An 18,735-nucleotide genomic window follows, 5' to 3' on the forward strand; every position below is an offset into this window, starting at 1 on the left:
CGACCACACAGATCCCGACCACGTCGCTGTTGGCCCCCAGCTCGGCCCGGGTTTCCGCGAACGACGCCGCAGAACCGCGGTAGGGCTCAAGCGATTCCGCCCGGCGTGCCCACAATGTCGTGGGCACCCCGCAGGCTATGAGCCGATCTGCCATTCCCTTGCCCTGGTCCCCGAGACCGATGAATCCGGCTCGGTTCTGCGGCGTCGTTCGCGGAAACCCGGGCCGAGCTGGGGGCCAACAGCGACGTGGTCGGGATCTGTGTGGTCGACGATGCTGGGGTCCAAGACGTCGTCCTGGGCGAATCCGGGGTGCTCGCCGGCATGTCACCCGGGTCCGTGCTGGCCATCCATTCGACAATCAGCCTGGAGGTGTGTCACCAGATTGCGCGGATCGCGGCGGAACGGGGTGTCGGTGTGATCGACGCTCCGGTCAGCGGCGGCGGCTTCGCGGCTGCCGAGGGCAAGCTCACCGTCCTCGTCGGCGGCGAGGACGAAAACTACGAAAAATGCCGCGCGGAGCTCGAAACTTTCGGGGGCAACGTGATTCACCTCGGGCCGCTCGGCAGCGGGTTGATCGCCAAACTCGTCAACAACACTCTGCACGCCGCCCACTACGCCCTGGCGCGCGACGCGATGGTTGCCGGCACTCGGTTGGGCCTGGACGAGCACGCTCTGGGCCGCGCTTTGTCGGTCAGCAGCGGCAACAGCTTTTCGCTGAACACCGCCGTCGCTGTCGGTGGCTTCGGGGTGCTGGCTCCAATGGTCGGACCCCTGCTTTGTAAAGACATCGGAATCTTCGACCGGCTGACCGGCGAACGCGATGCCCCCACCGGCTCGCTGATCGCAGTCGCCGACGAAGCGCTGCAACTTTTCGGATATCCGCGTGAGCCGACCGAAACAGCTCTCTGAGCGGCCACCAACGTGTTTCTGGCGCAGCCCGATTCGGCAAGTTGGCGTTGCGCCCACCCGGAACTCCACGTGGGTCGCCAACCAGCTTGTACGTCAGGCCATCCCGGCGATCGAAACCGGCGGCTGCACGGTCGGCGGTGTTGCTGTCGTCGCATGAATGCGGCTGGGAGCCGCCGCCGATGGCGAGAACCGCTATCGCTTCTCCGATGTCGACTCGGAGGAACCGCCCTCCTGGGCGCGAGGATCCACACCGTCGCGGTCCGCACCGAAAAGAAACCTGTCGGCGATCGCATGCTCGTTGCGAATGGACATCTCCTGTGCGGTGTTGAGCCAGAGTCCCTCGAACCCGGCCGAGTGCATGCCCGCGTGGATGGCGCCGATGTTCCTCAGGTCCTGTGAGGGCAGCTCGCCCCAGCCGTCGTGGTCCTGCCACCGCTCGAAGACCTGCCACTGCGTCTCGGGCACCTCGCCGGGCGCGAAATGCTCCAGCGAGAACATCTCGAACGTGCACCGATTCGGGTCTTCGGCGTCGGGCAACATGCGGTATCCGAGCAGGCAGGACTTCTCGACCAGGATCACCATGGTCGGAAACACATGCCAGTCGCCGTTCCCCGCGAAGTATTGCTCCATCGACATCCGCGGGAAGTCAACGCCTTCGGCGCGGGCGAGTTCCTCGCACATCTGGTGGTACAGAACAAACGGCGGGACGTCGCCGGGCTCCATCGCGGCCAGCTTTTGCGCGGCCCGGTAGTCTCGCTCGGTGACCAGCGACCCGACCTCGAGGTACTGGTATTTCATCGAATTCGCGAACACCTCTGGTCGCGCCGCCTGCTCCTGGCGACCCTTGTCGCGGCCGGCATGCTCGGGACGCTGCGTGTAGACGAACCGCGAGTGGTTCTTATAGGTGATGGTCGGGGTGTAGGGAGCGTAGACGTATTCTTGCGGCGCTGCGGGCTCCGCAGACGGCCGCGGGCCCTGCGCCGATCGCATCGTCTGCGGATGGGTCCCGGGCGTGTGATATCCCTCGATGAACGCGTCGACGACGGTCTTGTAGTTCGCCGGCAGGAACGTGCGCTTGCGCCAGCGGTAGCGCATGTCCTGCAACCGAAATGGCGCCAGCGCGGTCGGCAGCGGGTCCAGCCACTCGAGCAGATCCGGCGGGTCCTCGGCCATGCTCACGAACACCCAGCCACCCCACGTCCCCACCGCGACGGGACGCAGGCCCCACTGCTGGCGGGGGCGCGGTGCGAATTCGTCGCGACATGGGACGAACGAGGATCGGCCGTCCAATTCATAACGCCAGCCATGGAATTCGCAGCGCAACTCTTTGTTGGCCGAGCAACCGCTGCCGCGGACGACCTTCATGCCGCGGTGCGCGCAGGTGTTGTGGAATGCCTTGATGCTGCCGTCCTTCTGGCGCACCACGGCGATGGACTGCCGGCCGATCGTGTACTCGTAGAAGCAGCCGGCGTCCGGTACTTCCTCTTCGCGACACGCGGGCTGCCACACCCGGGTGAACAATCGCTCCAGTTCGAGGTTCAGGAATTCCGGGTCGATGTACCGGCTCTTGGGCACGAAAGTCTCACCGCAAGCGAACTTTTGTGGCACCCGCTCGGTGGCAAGCTCGGTCATTGTCACACTTTTCGTCGGCTCAGCTGGACGGTGGCTTGTCGAAGATGTTGGGATACAGCACCGCTTCCTTGAACGACGTCTCGATCTCGGCGAACGCGGTCGGGATGTCCCACGTCCCCGACGCCGACACGATCTCGCGTTCGACGACCGGATTGGACATCAGGCTGATCCGCCCGTTCCCGGCGAAGATCACGCGCCGGTTGAGCCAGTCGGACTGCTCGCTGGCCAGATACACGACCGGCGGCACGCAATTCTTCGGTGAAAGGCGAACGTTGGAGTCCGAGTAGTCCATGCTGCCGCCGCCCTTGATGCCCTGCGTCATCCGGGTGCCCGCGATCGGCGCGATGGCGTTGCAGCGCACCCCGTAGTTGCGCAGCGCGTTGGCGCACGAGAAGGTCAGGCCGACGATGCCCATCTTGGCCGCGGCGTAGTTCGGCTGGCTCGGCGCGCCCTGCAAGCCCGACATGGATGTGAAGGTGATCAGCCGGTACTGCCCGCCGCGGTTCTCCCGCCACCAGGCCGCCGCGTGGCGCGTGACGTTGAACGTCCCTTTGAGGTGCACCGACACCACCGCGTCCCAGTCCTGCTCGCTCATCTTGAAGACCATGCCGTCCCGAAGGATCCCCGCGGCGTTCACCACGACGTCCAAGCCGCCGAGCGTCTCGGCGGCGCGGCCGATGAGATCCGCGCATGCGGCGAAGTCGGTGATGTCGGTGGTATCGGCGAATGCCTTGCCGCCACGGCTCGTTATCGCCGCCGCGACGCTTTCGGCCGGACTGGAGTCGTGTCCGGTCCCGTCGACGCCGACGCCCGCATCGGAGACCAGGACCGTCGCGCCCTCGGCGGCCAAGCCCTCGGCCACCGCCGCGCCGATTCCCCGCCCGGCCCCCGTCACCAACGCGGTCCGTCCGTCCAACACACCCATCGTCATCCAACTCCTCGTGGTCTCGCGTCAGAAACGAGCATACAGAACATGCAGACAATATCTGTATAGCTGTTTAGCTATCGCCTACTCGAACCCCCACTCGGCATAGCGGCGCTCCAACTCGGCCATCGCCTCCCGGCCGCCGCGGGTACTGCGTTCTTTCATGAAGTTGAACTCGTCGTCGCGCCACACGAGGTTGCTGAACACCGTGTGGCCCATCGGAACCCAGTCCCCGAACTGCGCCATCCCGACGGCGTGCCAAAACGCGATCAGAGCGTGCTTTCCCACCATCAGGCCGTCGGCCGAGTGGTGAGCGATCGCGCGGGCATAGCGCAACGCTTCGTCGCGGAGCCGCTCGGCGGGCACCACCGAGGCGGCTACCCCCCACTCGCGTAGTTCGTGCGCCGTCACCTTGCGGCCGGTGATCATCGCCTCGTAGCCGCGGTTGGGCCCCATCTTGAGCAGCGCGAGCGGCATGGCCGTGGAGAACCCGGCGAACCCGATGCGCGCCTGAGGGCGGGCAACGTACATGTCATCCGAGACGACCAGAATGTCTGCGGCCAGGGCCAGATTCATCCCGGCGCCCAGCGTGGCGCCCTGGCAGCCGGCGATCACCGTCTTCGGGAACTCCAGCCAATTGGTGAGGTGCCGGTGCAGCCGTCGGGCGTTGCCCAGGCGCGCGGTCTGCGGCAGTCGCTCGCCCTTGCGCAGTCCCGCTTCTTCCACCGGGAGCCGGCGCACGTCGTCGCCGCTACAGAAGTCCTTGCCCTCGGCCAGCAACACGACGACCTTGACCTGGTCATCGTCCTCGGCGCGGTCCAGCCGCTCCTTGAAGAGTCGATGCATTCCGGGAGACAGGATGGCGTTGCGCCGTTCGGGCCGGTTGATGGTGATCTGCGCGATGTGCGGTTCGACAACCTCATAGCGGACCCAGTCCTCGTCGACCTCGAATTCGCCTCCAGCGGCGGAGTCGGTGGCCATCAGCCCTCCTTCGCGCGTTGGCAGTACATAAGTACACTAGTCGATCAATTGTCACATCGGGTGATACGGTCGGCGAATGCCAACATTCACGGTCACCAAGCGGCTCGCCGTGTCACCGGACGCGGTGTGGGCCGTTCTCGCCGACTTCGGTAACGTCGAATGGATCCCCGGACCCAGCGATGTCAGGGTCGAGGGCGAAGGACCCGGCATGCGGCGGTTCATCGCCGCGAGCACCGAGAAGCCGGTCATCGAGACCCTGATCTGGATCAAGCCGGACGAGCGCGCGCTGTCCTACGAGATCACCAACAACCCGATGCCGGTCAGCCGCTTCGTGGCGGTCAACACCGTAACCGAGAGCGCGGATGCCGGCGGAGAATCAATCGTGGTCTGGGACATCGACTACGAGCCCATTGGTGACGACGCCGCCGCGCGCGACGCCATGGAGTCCGTTTACGGCTTGATGGCGGGCTGGGTGCAGGACTTCGCCCAAGCGAGAGGGTCCGGATAGAACACTTAGACAGAAAATGTATATTAGTTTAGGATTGTTCGAGTGATTGATCCTCTCGATCTGGTACTGATCAGCGTCGACGACCACACCGTGGAACCACCCGACATGTTCAACGGCCGGGTGCCAAGCCGTTTCGCCGACGACGCACCGCGCATCGTCGAGGACGCCGACGGCATGTGTTTCTGGGTGTACGACGGTCTGCAGCTGCCGAACATCGGGCTCAACGCCGTTGTGGGCCGGCCCAACGACGAATGGGGATTCGAGCCGTCGCGATTCAGCGACATGAGGTCGGGGTGCTACGACGTCGACGCACGGGTGAACGACATGGACGCCTCCGGGGTCCTTGCGTCGCTGTGCTTCCCGTCGTTCCCGACCATCTCGGGCGCGCTGTTCACCTACCGCGGGGACCGCGACGTGTCCGAGGCGATGGTGCGCGCCTACAACGACTGGCACATCGAGGACTGGTGTGGCCGGCATCCCGACCGGTTCATCCCGATGGGGATCCTGCCGTTGTGGGACGCGAGACTGGCCGCGGCCGAAGTGCGGCGCCTGGCGGGGCGGGGCTGTCGCGCCGTGACGGCTCCACAACACATCGGGAGCTACGGGCAGCCGCCCTGGCAGGATCCGCACTGGGATCCGCTGTGGGAGGCGATCTGCACAGAGAACACGGTCGTGAACATCCACATCGGCACCGGCGGCGGATTGCCGGTGCCGTCGGACCTGACCACCTATCTGGCGTACAACTCGATGCTGCCGATCGACACCCAGCGCTTCGTTGCCGACCTGTTGTTCTCACCCATTGTGAAGAAGTTCCCGTCCATCAAGTTCTCGCTGTCGGAGGGCGGCATCGGATGGATTCCGTTCCTGCTGGAGCGATTCGAGGACATCTACTCGCGACAGCGGGCCTGGACGGGAGACGATTTGGGTGACGGGCTGAGCCCCAGCGACGTGTACCGCCGCAACTTCATGTCGTGCTTCATCCGCGACCGGGTCGGCATCGAGATGCGGGGGCGCATCGGAGTGGACACCATCTGCTGGGAGATGGACTACCCGCACTCGGACAGCAGCTGGCCGGACGCGCCCGAGCAGCTCGCCGCCCAGTTGGAGGGCTGCACACCCGACGAGGTCGAGGCGATCACCTGGCGTAATGCGGCCCGCGCCTTCGGCTACGGCGGAGTCGAGCGACGGGGCAGGGAACACTGCACCGTCGCGGCGCTGCGGGAAAGAATTGCCGGCCTGGATCTGTCGGCGCCGAAGGTGGACGCCGGCCGCGCGCCCAGGGCGGGCGCTACCGCGATCACGTACGGCGACATGAAGGTACGGATGGCGTCGATCCTTCGCGGTGGGGCGTGACCGAACCGGATTACGGGGTCGTCCTCACCGGGGCTGATCGGCGGTTCCGCGACGAGGTGCGCGGGTTTCTTGCAACGGCATTGACCTCGGACGTGCGCGTCCAGGGCCGCGACGAGATGGATCGATTGAGCCGAATGCGCCTGTGGCAGAGACGTCTTCACGACGCGGACTTGGCGGCGATCTCATGGCCGTCCGAATTCGGTGGTCGCGCGGCCACTCCGGTGCAGCAGCTCATCTTCAACGCCGAGATGGCCGCCGCGCACGCTCCAGAGCCCATCAACCGCAGCGCCGTCAATCAGCTCGGCCCCACGATCATTCAGTGGGGTACCGACGAGCAACGCCAACGCTATCTGCCGAAGATCCTTTCGGGCGAAGAGGTGTGGTGTCAGGGATTCAGCGAACCCGACGCGGGCAGTGATCTCGCCGCCCTGAAGACCAGGGCCGAGATCCACGGCGAAGAGCTGGTCATCACCGGGCAGAAGGTGTGGACGTCCAAGGCGCAATACGCCGACTGGATCTACATCCTGGCACGCACGGATCCCACGGCGGACAAGCACCAAGGAATCAGCTACATCCTCATACCCCTACGCACCAGCGGGATCGAGGTGCGCCCGATCCGCCAGATCACCGGGCAGGCCGAGTTCAACGAGGTGTTCTTCGATTCGGTGCGGGTGCCGCTCGCCAACGTGCTCGGCCCACTGCACGGCGGCTGGCGGGTGGCCAAATCCACGCTGGGCTACGAGCGCGTCGGACAGAGCCGCACCCATCGGATCGAACGGCGGCTGGCGATTCTGATCAAGATGGCGCAGGAGCAAGGAGCGCTGGGGCACGAGGGCTGCGGCGACGGCTACGTGGCCGATCGGATCGTCGGTTTCGCCGCGCGGGTGGAGGCGCTGCGTCAGATCTCGGCCCAGGCGACGGCCGCCGGCGTCCGCGGTGTCAGTCCCGGACCCGAGGCGTCGGTGGCCAAGCTGTTGACATCGGAAGTCGATCAGGAGATGGCCAATTTCGGGCTGGAACTCACCGGGCCGGGTGGCACCCTGGAGCGCGGCTCGGCGGGGGCGACGAACAACGGGAACGTCGCACGGAGCTACCTGCTGATGCGGGCCGCGACCTTCGGTGCGGGCACATCTGAGGTCCAGCGCAACGTGATCGCCGAGAAGCTGCTGGGACTGCCGCGTGACCCCTGATGCCCCGTCGTCGCTGAGCGAACTCGCACGCAGCGCGGCCGAACTCGAGCAGTTGCGGGCGTCGGCCGATGACGCCCTCCGAAAAGTGTGGTCTGCCAGCTCTTTTCGGGGCCTGCTCGATGGCCCCGGCCCGGTGTTCGACCCGAAGCTCTGGCAGACGATCGTCGAGGCCGGCTGGGCCGACGTCTTGGTTAGCGAGGCCGCCGGGGGCGGAGGGGGCGGGCTCCGTGATCTGTGCGTGCTGGCCGAGGCCGCCGGCGCGGCGTCGGCCCCTGTCCCGCTTGCGATGGTGGCTGCCACGGGATGGTGCGAGAACCGCTGCGCCGACGGGATTCCCCTGCTGCTGCCCGAGCGCGGAGAGCGCACCGCGGCGGGCGTCTCCGGAGTGTGGCCGCTCGTGCCGTTCGGTGCGGTCGCAACCAAGTTGTTGGTCTGCGCGGGCGACGGAGAGTCCGCCGTGCTCGGGGTTGTCGAACCGGCGGAGGCGGGCGTGGTGCGCGAGCCGGTGACGCCCCTGGATCACAATCCCGGCGCACGAATCACGCTGAGCGATGCGCCGATTCAGGTCCTCGAGACTGGGCCGGGTGCGGTCCGCCGCCACGGTGAAGCCGCGCTGCGCGGCCTGATCGGCCGGGTGGCCGAGTTGGTTGGCATTGCGGCGGCCGCCAACGAGGCCGCAACCGAGTACGCGAAGCTGCGCGTCGCGTTCGGCCGCCCGATCGGCGCCTTCCAGGCGATCAAGCACCGCCTGGTCGATCAGCGGTGCGCGATCGAGATCGGGCGGGCGCTCGTCAATCGTGCCGCCGACGCCTGCCAACACGGGCATCCTGAGGCCCCCGCACTGGGCTCCCTCGCCGCCTACTGGGGCGTCGACGCGCTGCGTACCGTGCCCGAGGGCGCCACCCAGGTGTTCGGCGGCATCGCGTACACGTGGGAGCACGATGCCCACGTTCATCTCCGCCGGGCGGCCAGCGCCGCGGGAAATCTCGGTCAGCGCGCGCACCACCGCGACATCGTCACGCGCTGGCTTACGGGGCGCTATCCGGTGGAGCAGCCGGGAGGTGGCGGGTGACCTCGTTCCTCTCGGGTGTCAAAGTCCTTCAGGTCGGCGATGGGATCGCCGCTGCGGCGGCCACGTCGCTGCTGGCGAACCTCGGCGCCGAGGTGAGTAAGCTCGGCGGCGGTTTCTCGCCGCCCCGGGTAGGGCCGATGATCGCGGTTGGCGCCGCGACGGTGCCACTGGTTGACGTGGTTCTCGATCGTGGCAAGCGAGTCCTGCGATCACCAAGCGACACATCGGCATTGATCGACGCACACGACATCGTGATCGTCGACCACGACGCCGCGATCGACCCGCCGCAGGCCAGAAACGCCGTGGTGGTGAGCGTCAGCCCATTCGGCCTGACCGGACCGCGCTCCGTCGAGCGGGGTGGTGAACTGATCGCCCAGGCGGCCGGTGGCATGCTCGCTACGATCGAGGGCTCCGACGGGACGCCGGTGCCCGCCCCTGGCTATGTCGCGCTCAAGGCGGCGGGCGCGGTGACGGCGCTGGCGGCCCTGCACGGCCTCGATCGGCGCAACGCTACGAGCGCGCCGGTGAGCGTGGATGTGTCGGTGCAGGAGGCGGTCGCATTCACCGCGGCCCTTCCCGAGTGCGCCCACGTGCTGTACTCCTGCCCGGGAAGGGCGGGCAGCGGGCGCTATCTCGCCCCGTCGGGCTTGTTCGCCTGCCGCGATGGACTGGTGCGCATCACCGCCGTCGAAAATCACCAGTGGACCGGACTGTTGGTGGCCTTGGGTCATCCCGCATGGGCCACGGGCCTGGGCGAACGAGCCGCGCGGATAGAGCACGCCGATTTGATCAACCACCACGTCGGGGCGTGGGCGGCGACGCTCCTCAAGGAAGACTGCGCAGCCCTGTTGCAGGCCAACGGCGTGCCTTCGACGCCGGTGAATACACCCGCAGAGATCCTGACGTCGCCCCAATTCGCTTCTCGCGGAGCCATTTCGGTGACTCGACTGGGCGGTACTGCTCTGTCCGTACTGGCCCCCCCATGGGCGACGCGCCCGGGCGGGCGATTCGGACGGCACCGCACAGGCCGGCTGAACGACCTGCGAGTCGCCGAGCTGACCCACGTCCTGGCCGGGCCGATCGTCGGCGCGCTCCTCGGTGGGATGGGTGCCCGGGTGCTGCGACTGGAAGACCGCGACCGACTCGACATCTACCGGCGCACCGGACCGTTCGCCGCAGGGCAGCCCGGCGTCGAGCGCGGCGCGTATTTCGCGGTGGCCAACCACTCCAAGCGCAGCGCGCTGATCGATCCCGGCCGGGCGACGCAGGACGTCGCCGCCGCCCTCGAGGAAGCCGACGTGCTGATCGAGAATGTCGGCGCGGCGCGGCTGACCCGGCTCGGCGTCGACCCCGTCGAAATCGCCGACTCGGGCCGGTTGGTGATGCGGGTCTCGGGTTTCGGGTCGACGGGTCCCATGGCCGGATACCGCGTGTACGCCAACAACGTTCAGTCCTACGGGGGTCTGGCCGGACTCACCACGGGATCCGACGGGTCGCCGGCGCGGCTCGGCACGGTAATCGCCGACCCGCTGTCTTCGGTGGTGGCCGCCACCGTGATAGCGGCGTGGGCGCTCGGGCCTGCCCGCGACTCCGGGGCGGTGATCGATCTGTCCATGGCCGAGGTGGTGGCGTCCACGGTGGCCGAATTCGTCGCCGCGGCTTCGGCCGCCGAGGGGGTGGTGTCCGACAGTGGGGCCGCCGCGCGGGGCGGCGTCTACCGTGGCGCCGATGACCGTTGGGTGGCGGTCGAACTCTCGGCTCCCGCGGACTGGGCGCGCCTGGCGGAATTGGCCGAGGAACCCGATCAGCTCGCCGCGCTGATCGCCGGCGCGCCGGCCGGCGAGGCGGCAGCGCGCCTGACGGCCGCGGGGTTGCGCGCTGCGGTCGTGCAACGCGCGGACGACCTGGTGGACGACCCCCACCTGGCCGCGCGGGGATTCTTCCCGGAGATCACCCACCCCGATCCGGATATCACCACCGCGCGCCTGGTCGGTCTCCCGTGGCGATTCACCGGGCAGGGCCCGATCCCGCTGGCACCGCCGCCGGCCCTGGGCGACGCGAATGCCCGTCAGGAGAGGATGACAAGTGCCGGCTGATCCACCCAGTGATGAGACTGCGACGGTGTGGGCGTCGACGTTCGTGCCGTCGAGGTCGCCGATTCCCGAGTTCGGCCAGGAGGGCTACTCCGTCGCATGGGTCGACACCCGCGACGGCCGGGTGCAACTCCTGGTATCCGGGCCACGGCCCGGGCCCGGTGCCGTTGGCCGAATCGTCGAGCGGAAGCTTGGCGAGGCTGAAGTGCTGCTCTTCGAGGCGGATCCGGCGTGACGGGCGTCCACGTCGCGGGCGTCGGGCTCACCCCGTTCGGCAAACACGGCGACGCCGCGCTCGCACAGTTCGGGGTGACGGCCGCTCGGCAGGCGCTCGAGGACGCGGGTCTCGGCTATGACGCCATCGGCGAGGTCTTCTGCTCGTCGTCGATGGCACCGCCGCAGACCGGGCTGAAGGTCGCGCATGCGTTGGGACGCAGCGGGATCCCGGTGACCGCGATCGAAAGCGCCTCGGCGGGGGGCATGGTCGCCCTGCGGCATGCTGTGTGGGCGGTGGCGTCGGGCCGCTGCGGGGCGGCGTTGGCGATCGGCTATGAGAAGACGACCGCGCTCGAGCCCGGCGGGGTGGTACCGGCGGCGGTCGATTTCTGGGACCGGTTCCCGCCGCAGATCCACTACGCGATCGAGGCGAATCGCTTTCTGTACGAGGCGAACTGCGCGCCGGATGTTATCGGTGCCGTCGCGGCCAAGTCGTATAACCAGGCGCGCCTGAATCCGCTGGCGGCTCGGCGCAACGACCACGAGGTGACCGTTGAACAGGTGATGTCGTCGCGGATGATCGCCGAGCCGCTAACCAAGATGATGTGTCACGCCTCGGTCGACGGCGGCGCCGCGATCGTCGTGACGTCCGGACAACGCCCGCGGTCCGTGGCGATCAACGCCATCGAGCAGACGAGTTGGCCCCGCGACCCGGGCTGGCCGCTGGCCGGTCCGTGCGTCGGTCCGCCGTCGCAAATAACCCTGACGGCACGCCGGGCTTACGCCGCGGCGCAGGTCGCGGCGAATGACGTCGGAATCGTTTCCCTGCATGACATGTGCGCCAGCGAGGAGGTCACCGCGCTGATCGCACTCGGCCTCGTCGACGTCAAGGACGTCGCCGAACTCGTTCAGTCGGGCGGGTTGGGATCCAAAGGCAGGCTGCCGACCAACACCGACGGCGGCTGCCTTGCCCGCGGGCACGCGTTCGGTGCAACGGGACTGGCCCAGGTCGCGGAGGTGGTGAGTCAGCTTCGTGGAGAGTCGGATTCGCGGCAGGCCGCCGATCCGCGCGTCGGGCTGGCGCAGGCGATGGGGGGCGGTGGGTCCTGTGTTGTGGCCGTACTGGGTCGGTGATTCGGCCCTCAGCCGGGGTCTTCGTAAGACCGGCCGAGAAATCGTTCGACGAGGGCGCGTTCGTCGGCGGGGTCCCTCACCGGCCACCACCACAGCGCCAGGAACGCCCGGATAAGCCATTGGGCGGCAAGTGGATCCGCATTGTCGGATCCGAGCATGTCATAGGCGAGTGCGGTGACAGCGGGGGAGTTCGTGAGCCACTCGCTGCGCGGCACCGTCGGTGCGGTCTGCATGAGCTGAGCCAACGGATCAGAGCGCAGGCGCTGCAAAGCCAGGATGGTGGCCGTCACCACTCGTTCGCGGCCGGTCAGGTCTTTGATGGCCTCGCGCACGGTATCGACGATACGGCTTGCCTGGAGGGCAACCACCGCGTCCCTGATGGCCGCCTTTCCGCCGGCGTGCCGGTAAATCGTCGCCGGTGAGCAGTGGACCGTTTCGGCGAGGCTCTCGATGGTGAACTCGTCGTATCCGACGTGCGAGATGAGGTCGGCGGCGGCCGCATATATCCGTTCTGCGGCTGCGCTGCGGCGATCCCGGCCCACCAGCCAGTCGTTCTGTGCCATACAACCCTCCCGTACAGCCAACAGAAACTTCCCTCAGGCTGAGAATTATCGGTAACAATTCTCAGGCTAACGCGCTGGTCCTCCCGCGCAAGGGGTTTGGGGTGCACGGACGGCGCGGCGGGAGGCTTATCAAACTTTCCTCGCCCTATTGACCGCGCCGGCGGTCACCTTCAGCCTGGGTCTATGGCGGTCTTGAGCGACCCGGTCGATTTCTTCGGTGCCGAGGCTTTGCAGGATCCGTATCCGATGTATGACCGGATGCGCGCGACGGCTCCGGTGCATCGCATCGCCGGTTCCGACTTCTATGCCGTGTGTGGCTGGGAAGCGTTGATCGAGGCCGTCACTCGGGTCGATGACTTTTCGTCCAATCTCACGGCAACCATGATTTTCCGCGAGGACGGCAGCATCGGGGCATTGCCGATGATGGAGGCGGGAAGCCCCACCCACGCCCTGGCCACGGCCGATGATCCGGCGCACGCACTGCACCGCAAGATCTTGCTCCCACACCTGTCCGCGCGCCGGGTGCGGATCATCGAGGAATTCGCTGCGGAGACCGCCGAGCGCCTGTGGGAGGAGAACCTGCACCAAGGACGCATCGAATGGATGGGCGCGGTGGCGAACCGGCTTCCGATGATGGTGGTCGCAAAATTGCTGGGCCTGCCCCATGCCGATGTCGACAAACTGATCCGGCTGGGTTACGCCACCACCACCCTGCTCGACGGCGTCGTCACCGAGGCGCAGCTCGCGGAGGCCGGGGTTGCGGCGTTCGAACTGTCCGCGTACGTCATGGAACATTTCGACAAGGCGGATACCGCGGACAAATCCGGGCTGATACCGGACATGGCCGCCCGCTACGCCTCTGGCGAGGTGGACCAGGCCGTGGCGATGGGCATCATGCTCACGCTGTTCAGTGCCGCCGGCGAGTCGACCGCCTCGTTGTTGGGCAGTGCGGCATGGATTCTCGCCGACCGCCCCGAGGTCCAACAGCGGATTCGCGAAAACCCGGAATTACTGGGCAATTTCATCGAAGAAACACTGCGCTACGAGCCGCCGTTTCGTGGCCACTACCGCCATGTGTGGCGTGACACCACCCTCGGCGGGGTAGAGGTGCCGGGGAATGCGCATCTGATTCTTTTATGGGGAGCCGCCAACCGCGACCCCGAGCACTTCGAGTCGCCCAACGAATTCCTTCTCGACCGCAGCAACGGGAAGGGGCATGTGACGTTCGGCAAGGGCGTGCATTTCTGCGTCGGGGCGGCCCTGGCCCGGTTGGAGGCTCAGATCGTGTTCAAGATGCTACTGGAGCGCACCACCTGGATCGACGCGTGTGACGTCGGAGATTGGCTGCCCAGCATCCTGGTCCGGCGGCGGAAGCGTCTGGAGCTCGTCGCCCGGTAGCGGCCCACGACGCGCGCGTCAGTGGCCGAGTAACCGGGCCAGCGGCGTCAGCGGGTACACGCCGCCGGCGCGGTTGAGAACCGGCTCCAGTAAACGCATTTGCCGCATGATGCGGCTGTGGAACAGCCGAATGAGCTCGGTGTCCATGTTGTCCGGCGCCTGCAGCACGAATGCCTCCAGCGCCGCATCGCCCGCACGCCAGTCGGCGTATCGGGAGCCGAGTAAGCGTTCGACGTCGTCGAGGTTTTCGGATTCGATCGCGGGACCCTGCCGGCAGACGCCGGCAACGTAGCGCGCGGTTTGCGCGGTTTGATGCCGGCGAAAGCGCTCAATCTCGGTCTCGGCGGGTACTTCTTCGATGATGGGTGCCAACGCGTCGATAAGGCCGCTCTGGCGGACATCTGTCGCCTGCGGGAGTCGGTAATCGTCGAGGGCGACGCCCTCGACCGCGGCCATGGCTTCGACTGCGTTGAGCGAGCATTGCTGAAACCACTCCTCATATTGCAGCAAGTCGCTCATTGGAAAAGGGTTGTGCAAGACCATCACCAACGAGAGAGGCGTGGTGAGCGAGAACTGCGCGGTGTGGAACTCGACCACCGGCAGGTCCAGTTCCACACCGGAAACCTCCTCATAGCGCCGGAACGCGCGCTCGAGGTCGCCGAAGGGCTCGGAGATGTCGCGCAGGCGCAGTCCTGCGAGGTCATGGGCGGTGTCGCCGAGGTAGGCCAGTTCGACGTCGAGCAGTCCGGTCACACGACCGTCGGCGAACATGAACTGTCCGGGATCGCCGAGGACGAAGCGGGGGTCGAACCGGTGCGCGGGAACGTGGCGGCGGATCCAGCCGATGCCGAATTCCAGAAACGGCTCCGGGCGCTTTTTGGTAGACCGATACCTCGCGACGGACGCTTCGAAGCTCGACAACGCATGCTGCTGAGGGTCTTTGGGCAACTTGAGCCCGACGGCAGAGAACTCACCCGGATCCAACCGATGGATCCGCGCAAGGATTTCCATGTATTCGTCGATGACCGAGTCGCGTTCCGCTGCACTCGGCGAGGTTGACAGATTGGTGGCGCCGGGCAGGCGATCCATCACGATGGCCGGTGGTGCGTCAATCCGACCGTGAATGTGTGGGACTGGAATCCCTTGCTTCTCCAGGGCTTCAAGGACGTCTGCTTCTCGATGGGTGGACAACGAGAACTCCATGCCCTCGCGGTTGCCCCGCACATACAGCGGCACGATCGTGCCGTCGCGTTCGACGTCGGCGAACCAGGCCGGACGCCAACGTGGTTGGCGCTCGAAGGCCCGCACGGGCCCCAGGTGACTCTCGAGCCAGCTTCGAACCGCCTCATCGTGTGTCATGTCATCGGGGAGGTCAGAAGCCCATTTTCAGCGCGGCACCGGCGTCGATGAACATCTGCAGCCCGGTGACGTATCGCGATTCGTCAGAGGCGAGGTAGACCACGGCGTGCGAGATGTCCTCGGGCTGCACCCAGGGCACCGGCATCGCCTGGAGCATCGGGTAGATCACGAAGGCATCGTCGTGTGTCGGAGCCTCCAGGTCGGGCCGGAACGTCTTGTACATCATCGGGTTGTTCATCATCGCGGTGTTCACGTTCGTCGGGTGCACGGCGTTGACGCGTATCTCGCGCGCCGCCAGCGTCATCGCCATCGATTTGACCCAGTCGCGGACGAACTTCTTGGCCAGACCGTAGCCGAGCCCGCCGGGGCCCGAGTTGCCGCCACCGTTGAACATGTCGTGTTGGGAGACCAGTCCGGCGATCGAGCCGGTGGCGATGATCGACGCACCGGTGTCCAGATGGTCGAACGCGGCGTTGACGGTGTTGACAACGCCGAGAAAGTTCACGTCGAGCACGTCGCGGAACGCCGGATACCCTTTGTGCTCTCCGTGCGGGCAGATGCCGGCGTTGGCGACGACGACGTGCAGCCCGCCCAGTTGGGCAACGCCGTCGTCGATCGCCTTCTTCAGGGCCGCCCGATCCCGCACATCGGCCACCGCGGTGACCACCCGCCGGCCGGCCTTCTCCACCAGCTTCGCCGTCTCGTCGAGGTCGCTCTTGCGTGCCATCGGGTAGTCGTTGGTCGCGATGTCGTCGCAGATGTCAACGGCGATGATGTCGGCACCCTCGTCGGCGAGATGGACTGCGTGACTACGTCCTTGGCCGCGCGCGGCACCCGTGACGACCGCAACTTTGCCGCTGACTCGATTCATCTGCTTACTCCGTTGGTTGGATCTTAAGAGGGCTGTCGATCACGCGATGGTTCCGCTGTCCTTGAGGGCGATGATGTCGTCCCAGTCCTTGCCCAGTTCGAGCAATAGCGCCTCGGTATGTTCGGCGAACTCCGGTGTCGGGCCGAGAGTAAACGGTGTCTGATCGAAAAGCACGGGGCTAGAGACCAACTCGAGGGCACCGCCGCTGCCTTGGATGGGCGCGATGACACCGTTTGCCCTCACCTGCTCGTCAGCCACAACATCCATCGTGTTCTGTACGGGCGCCCACTGCCCTTCGAAACCGGCCAGCGCTTTGCGCCAGTGCTCGAGGGTTTTGCTTCCGAGCACCTCGCGCAGGATCGCAGTTGCCTGCGCCGCGTTGCGGGTTAGCAGCTCATGGCTGGCAAAGCGTTCGTCGGTGGCAAGCTCGGGGAGTCCGACCCGCGCACAGAAGTCCGCCCAATAGCGGAAACCTTGCATCATCGACAATCCCATGTACCGCCCGTCGCCGGTGCGGTAGAAGCCCACCAGCGGATTGTGCGGGGCGACGTTGGCGCCGGCTGGGTTTGCCTGCCACGGCTCTCCGGAGATCAGCGCGGCGTTGACTGCCACCCCCATCGCCCACACCCCCACTCCGAGGAGCGACACATCCACCACCTTGGCCTCACCGGTCCGATCACGAGCGAACAGCGCCGCCGCGATTCCGCCGGCAATTGTCATGCCGCCCAGAGAATCTCCGTACGCCGGGCCGGGTTGTGCGACGACGCCGCCCATATCGGGCGGGGTGACGCTTGCCCCGCTACCGCCTCGGCTCCAGAAGCCGGTCATGTCGTAGCCACCGATGCCGGCCTCGTCGCCGAGCGTTCCGTATGCGCTGCCCCGCACATAGACGATGTCGGGATTCGCCGTCCGCAAGTCATCGACGTCGATCCGCAGTTTGGCACGGGCGTCGGGCAAGAAGTTGGTCAGGAAAACGTCGCTTGTGCGCGCAATGTCCATCAGCAATTCATGGCCGGCCGGTGTCGAGATATCCAGGGCGATAGATCGTTTGCCGCGGTTCGCGTGCTCCATGACGGGGTTGCGGTCGCCGGCGATCTGCACGTTGCCGAGCTGACGTAGGCCCCGCTGGGCATCGCCGGTGCGCGGATGTTCGATTTTGAGTACGTCGGCGCCCCAGTCCGCAAGCACCGCACCGGCGGCCGGAACGAACGTCCACTGGGCAACCTCGAGGACGCGTACGCCTGCCATGGGTCCGCTCATGGGCACGCCCCTCAGCGGTAGTCGAGCACAACAGGCAGGTGGTCGTGCGTGTGCACCAGCGTCGACACGCGGGGCACTCGGTCGCCGACCACGTGAATCCCCTTGGCGCGCCGCGCCACTTCTTCCAGCAGCAGACGAGCTTCGCGTCGAGCCAGGGCGGCGCCCATGCAGAAGTGCTCGCCGACCCCGAAGCCGAGGTGATTGGCGGCGTCCTGGCGGTGGATGTCGAACTGTTCGGCGGTCGGGCCCCAGTGCTCCTGATCGCGGTTCGCGGACGCATAGGCGAGCAGCACCCCGTCGCCTTCCTTGACCTCCGCACCGCGCAGACGGACGTCGCGAGCCGCCTGCCGGGCCATGCTCATCACCGGCGTCCAGTAACGCAGCACCTCCTCGACGGCGTTGCCGCTCAGGCCAGGATCGGCGAACAACACCGCCGATTGGTCGGGATGCGTGTCGAGGCAATCGGCGATTCCCGCGATCAGGCTCTGCGTGGTCTCACTGCCGGCGGCGAGCAAGGTGAGCGCGTAGATCATCACCTGCATGTCGTCGAAGGGCACCCCGTCAACGGTCACCTGGGAGAGCATCGTGAGCAGATCGTCCTGAGGATGCTCCTTGCGTTCGGCGACGAGGCCCATCAGATAGGGCCCGATGTGTTCGAAGATGAACGCGTAGTCCTCGTCGCTCGCGGCCCCACCACCGACATTGGCGATCGTGGTCGCCCAGCCCGCGACCTTCGGCCAGTCTTCCTCGGGCACTCCCAGCAGGTAAGCGAACACATACACGGGGATGGGCTCGGCGACCCGTTGAATCCAGTCGAATTCACCCTTCGGCAGGTCGTCGAGCACATCGTTGACGACCTGGCGTACCCGGGCCTCCATCTTGGCGACCGCGGCCGGCGTGAACCGCACGCCGACAGCCTTGCGGTGCACTCGGTGCACCGGCGGATCCATGAACATGATGCCGCGGTTGCCATATCCCTGAGGGTCGCGGCCCTCCCGGTGCGCGATCAGATCCATCATGATCCCAATGCGCTCCGACTTGAACTTCTCGGGTCGAGCCGAGATACCCTTGATGTCTTCGTACTTGGTGATGACCCAGAACTGGCCCTCCTCGTACCAATGCACGGGGTCGTGTTCGCGCAACTGCGCGAATGTGGCGTTCGGGTCGCCGAGGTAGAACGCCGGCTCGTCGAAGCGGGCCGCTGTGATCGTCACCATAAGACTGAACAATAGAACATCAACTGTTAATCTGCGAGTAGCCGTCCCCGCGAG

The 18,735-nt window shown here is 66.6% G+C and carries 18 protein-coding genes; 9 read left to right on the forward strand and 9 right to left on the reverse strand.

The features are described from left to right. Positions 1-181 (reverse strand): NAD(P)-binding domain-containing protein (locus A5697_RS27435; RefSeq protein ID WP_255396009.1); only part of this gene is annotated, 181 nt, incomplete at its 3' end. Between the two features lie 2 nt (positions 182-183). Here A5697_RS27435 and A5697_RS23520 point away from each other — a divergent pair. Next, complete coding sequence (locus A5697_RS23520; RefSeq protein WP_255396010.1) at positions 184-909, forward strand: NAD(P)-dependent oxidoreductase; 726 nt, start codon at positions 184-186, stop codon at positions 907-909. A gap of 192 nt (positions 910-1,101) precedes the next feature. Here A5697_RS23520 and A5697_RS23525 read toward each other — a convergent pair whose 3' ends face one another. The 3 genes from A5697_RS23525 to A5697_RS23535 form a co-directional block, all read right to left on the reverse strand. Then, a complete protein-coding gene (locus tag A5697_RS23525; protein WP_068012213.1) occupies positions 1,102-2,541 on the reverse strand; it encodes an aromatic ring-hydroxylating dioxygenase subunit alpha in 1,440 nt (479 codons plus the stop codon). Positions 2,542-2,560: 19 nt separating this feature from the next. Then, positions 2,561-3,472: an SDR family NAD(P)-dependent oxidoreductase gene (locus A5697_RS23530; RefSeq protein WP_231972159.1), complete on the reverse strand. Its 912-nt coding sequence runs from the start codon at positions 3,470-3,472 to the stop codon at positions 2,561-2,563. A gap of 78 nt (positions 3,473-3,550) precedes the next feature. Beyond that, a complete protein-coding gene (locus A5697_RS23535) occupies positions 3,551-4,447 on the reverse strand; it encodes an enoyl-CoA hydratase/isomerase family protein (RefSeq protein ID WP_067945173.1) in 897 nt (298 codons plus the stop codon). A 76-nt stretch (positions 4,448-4,523) separates the two neighbouring features. Between A5697_RS23535 and A5697_RS23540 the strand changes: the two genes are divergently transcribed. The 7 genes from A5697_RS23540 to A5697_RS23570 are packed head-to-tail and all read left to right on the forward strand — an operon-like array spanning position 4,524 to position 12,013. Continuing rightward, entirely contained in the window at positions 4,524-4,955 is a 432-nt protein-coding gene (locus tag A5697_RS23540) for an SRPBCC family protein (protein ID WP_068012209.1), read from the forward strand. 42 nt (positions 4,956-4,997) lie between these two features. After that, the gene (locus A5697_RS23545) at positions 4,998-6,308 is read left to right on the forward strand and encodes an amidohydrolase family protein (RefSeq protein ID WP_082953557.1); all 1,311 of its coding nucleotides are present in this window, start codon (positions 4,998-5,000) and stop codon (positions 6,306-6,308) included. After that, positions 6,305-7,498, forward strand: coding sequence for an acyl-CoA dehydrogenase family protein (locus tag A5697_RS23550; protein WP_068012210.1), 1,194 nt, complete (start codon positions 6,305-6,307; stop codon positions 7,496-7,498). The genes A5697_RS23545 and A5697_RS23550 overlap by 4 nt, the downstream gene beginning before the upstream one ends. After that, entirely contained in the window at positions 7,488-8,570 is a 1,083-nt protein-coding gene (locus tag A5697_RS23555; protein WP_068012211.1) for an acyl-CoA dehydrogenase family protein, read from the forward strand. Before A5697_RS23550 ends, A5697_RS23555 begins: the two co-directional genes overlap by 11 nt. Further along, a complete protein-coding gene (locus tag A5697_RS23560) occupies positions 8,567-10,666 on the forward strand; it encodes a CoA transferase (protein ID WP_067945181.1) in 2,100 nt (699 codons plus the stop codon). Before A5697_RS23555 ends, A5697_RS23560 begins: the two co-directional genes overlap by 4 nt. After that, entirely contained in the window at positions 10,656-10,898 is a 243-nt protein-coding gene (locus A5697_RS23565; protein WP_067889335.1) for a hypothetical protein, read from the forward strand. Before A5697_RS23560 ends, A5697_RS23565 begins: the two co-directional genes overlap by 11 nt. Next, positions 10,895-12,013, forward strand: coding sequence for a thiolase family protein (locus A5697_RS23570; protein WP_067945183.1), 1,119 nt, complete (start codon positions 10,895-10,897; stop codon positions 12,011-12,013). Before A5697_RS23565 ends, A5697_RS23570 begins: the two co-directional genes overlap by 4 nt. An 8-nt stretch (positions 12,014-12,021) precedes the next feature. On the opposite strand, the gene A5697_RS23575 is transcribed toward A5697_RS23570, so the two are convergent. Further along, positions 12,022-12,576: a TetR/AcrR family transcriptional regulator gene (locus A5697_RS23575; protein ID WP_067945185.1), complete on the reverse strand. Its 555-nt coding sequence runs from the start codon at positions 12,574-12,576 to the stop codon at positions 12,022-12,024. A 183-nt stretch (positions 12,577-12,759) separates the two neighbouring features. Between A5697_RS23575 and A5697_RS23580 the strand changes: the two genes are divergently transcribed. Continuing rightward, positions 12,760-13,974, forward strand: coding sequence for a cytochrome P450 (locus tag A5697_RS23580; RefSeq protein WP_067945187.1), 1,215 nt, complete (start codon positions 12,760-12,762; stop codon positions 13,972-13,974). Positions 13,975-13,992: 18 nt separating this feature from the next. On the opposite strand, the gene A5697_RS23585 is transcribed toward A5697_RS23580, so the two are convergent. From A5697_RS23585 to A5697_RS23600, 4 genes are all read right to left on the reverse strand, one after another. Next, positions 13,993-15,282, reverse strand: coding sequence for a phosphotransferase family protein (locus A5697_RS23585; RefSeq protein WP_231972160.1), 1,290 nt, complete (start codon positions 15,280-15,282; stop codon positions 13,993-13,995). 64 nt (positions 15,283-15,346) lie between these two features. Next, the gene (locus tag A5697_RS23590; protein ID WP_067889322.1) at positions 15,347-16,204 is read right to left on the reverse strand and encodes a mycofactocin-coupled SDR family oxidoreductase; all 858 of its coding nucleotides are present in this window, start codon (positions 16,202-16,204) and stop codon (positions 15,347-15,349) included. A 39-nt stretch (positions 16,205-16,243) separates the two neighbouring features. Then, positions 16,244-17,464 (reverse strand): CaiB/BaiF CoA-transferase family protein, encoded by a 1,221-nt coding sequence (locus A5697_RS23595; protein ID WP_067945192.1) that lies wholly within the window; start codon positions 17,462-17,464, stop codon positions 16,244-16,246. A gap of 11 nt (positions 17,465-17,475) precedes the next feature. After that, the gene (locus tag A5697_RS23600) at positions 17,476-18,678 is read right to left on the reverse strand and encodes a cytochrome P450 (RefSeq protein WP_231972161.1); all 1,203 of its coding nucleotides are present in this window, start codon (positions 18,676-18,678) and stop codon (positions 17,476-17,478) included. Positions 18,679-18,735 lie beyond the last annotated feature (57 nt).

This window comes from Mycobacterium sp. E3251 (assembly GCF_001666835.1).
GTDB lineage: Bacteria > Actinomycetota > Actinomycetes > Mycobacteriales > Mycobacteriaceae > Mycobacterium.

What these genes read in the sequence shown, in the direction of transcription:
- A5697_RS23525 (WP_068012213.1), bottom strand. Translation starts at nt 2,541, where the DNA reads ATGACCGAGCTTGCCACCGAGCGGGTGCCACAAAAGTTCGCTTGCGGT.
- A5697_RS23530 (WP_231972159.1), bottom strand. Translation starts at nt 3,472, where the DNA reads ATGACGATGGGTGTGTTGGACGGACGGACCGCGTTGGTGACGGGGGCC.
- A5697_RS23535 (WP_067945173.1), bottom strand. Translation starts at nt 4,447, where the DNA reads ATGGCCACCGACTCCGCCGCTGGAGGCGAATTCGAGGTCGACGAGGAC.
- A5697_RS23540 (WP_068012209.1), top strand. Translation starts at nt 4,524, where the DNA reads ATGCCAACATTCACGGTCACCAAGCGGCTCGCCGTGTCACCGGACGCG.
- A5697_RS23575 (WP_067945185.1), bottom strand. Translation starts at nt 12,576, where the DNA reads ATGGCACAGAACGACTGGCTGGTGGGCCGGGATCGCCGCAGCGCAGCC.
- A5697_RS23580 (WP_067945187.1), top strand. Translation starts at nt 12,760, where the DNA reads ATGGCGGTCTTGAGCGACCCGGTCGATTTCTTCGGTGCCGAGGCTTTG.
- A5697_RS23590 (WP_067889322.1), bottom strand. Translation starts at nt 16,204, where the DNA reads ATGAATCGAGTCAGCGGCAAAGTTGCGGTCGTCACGGGTGCCGCGCGC.
- A5697_RS23595 (WP_067945192.1), bottom strand. Translation starts at nt 17,464, where the DNA reads ATGAGCGGACCCATGGCAGGCGTACGCGTCCTCGAGGTTGCCCAGTGG.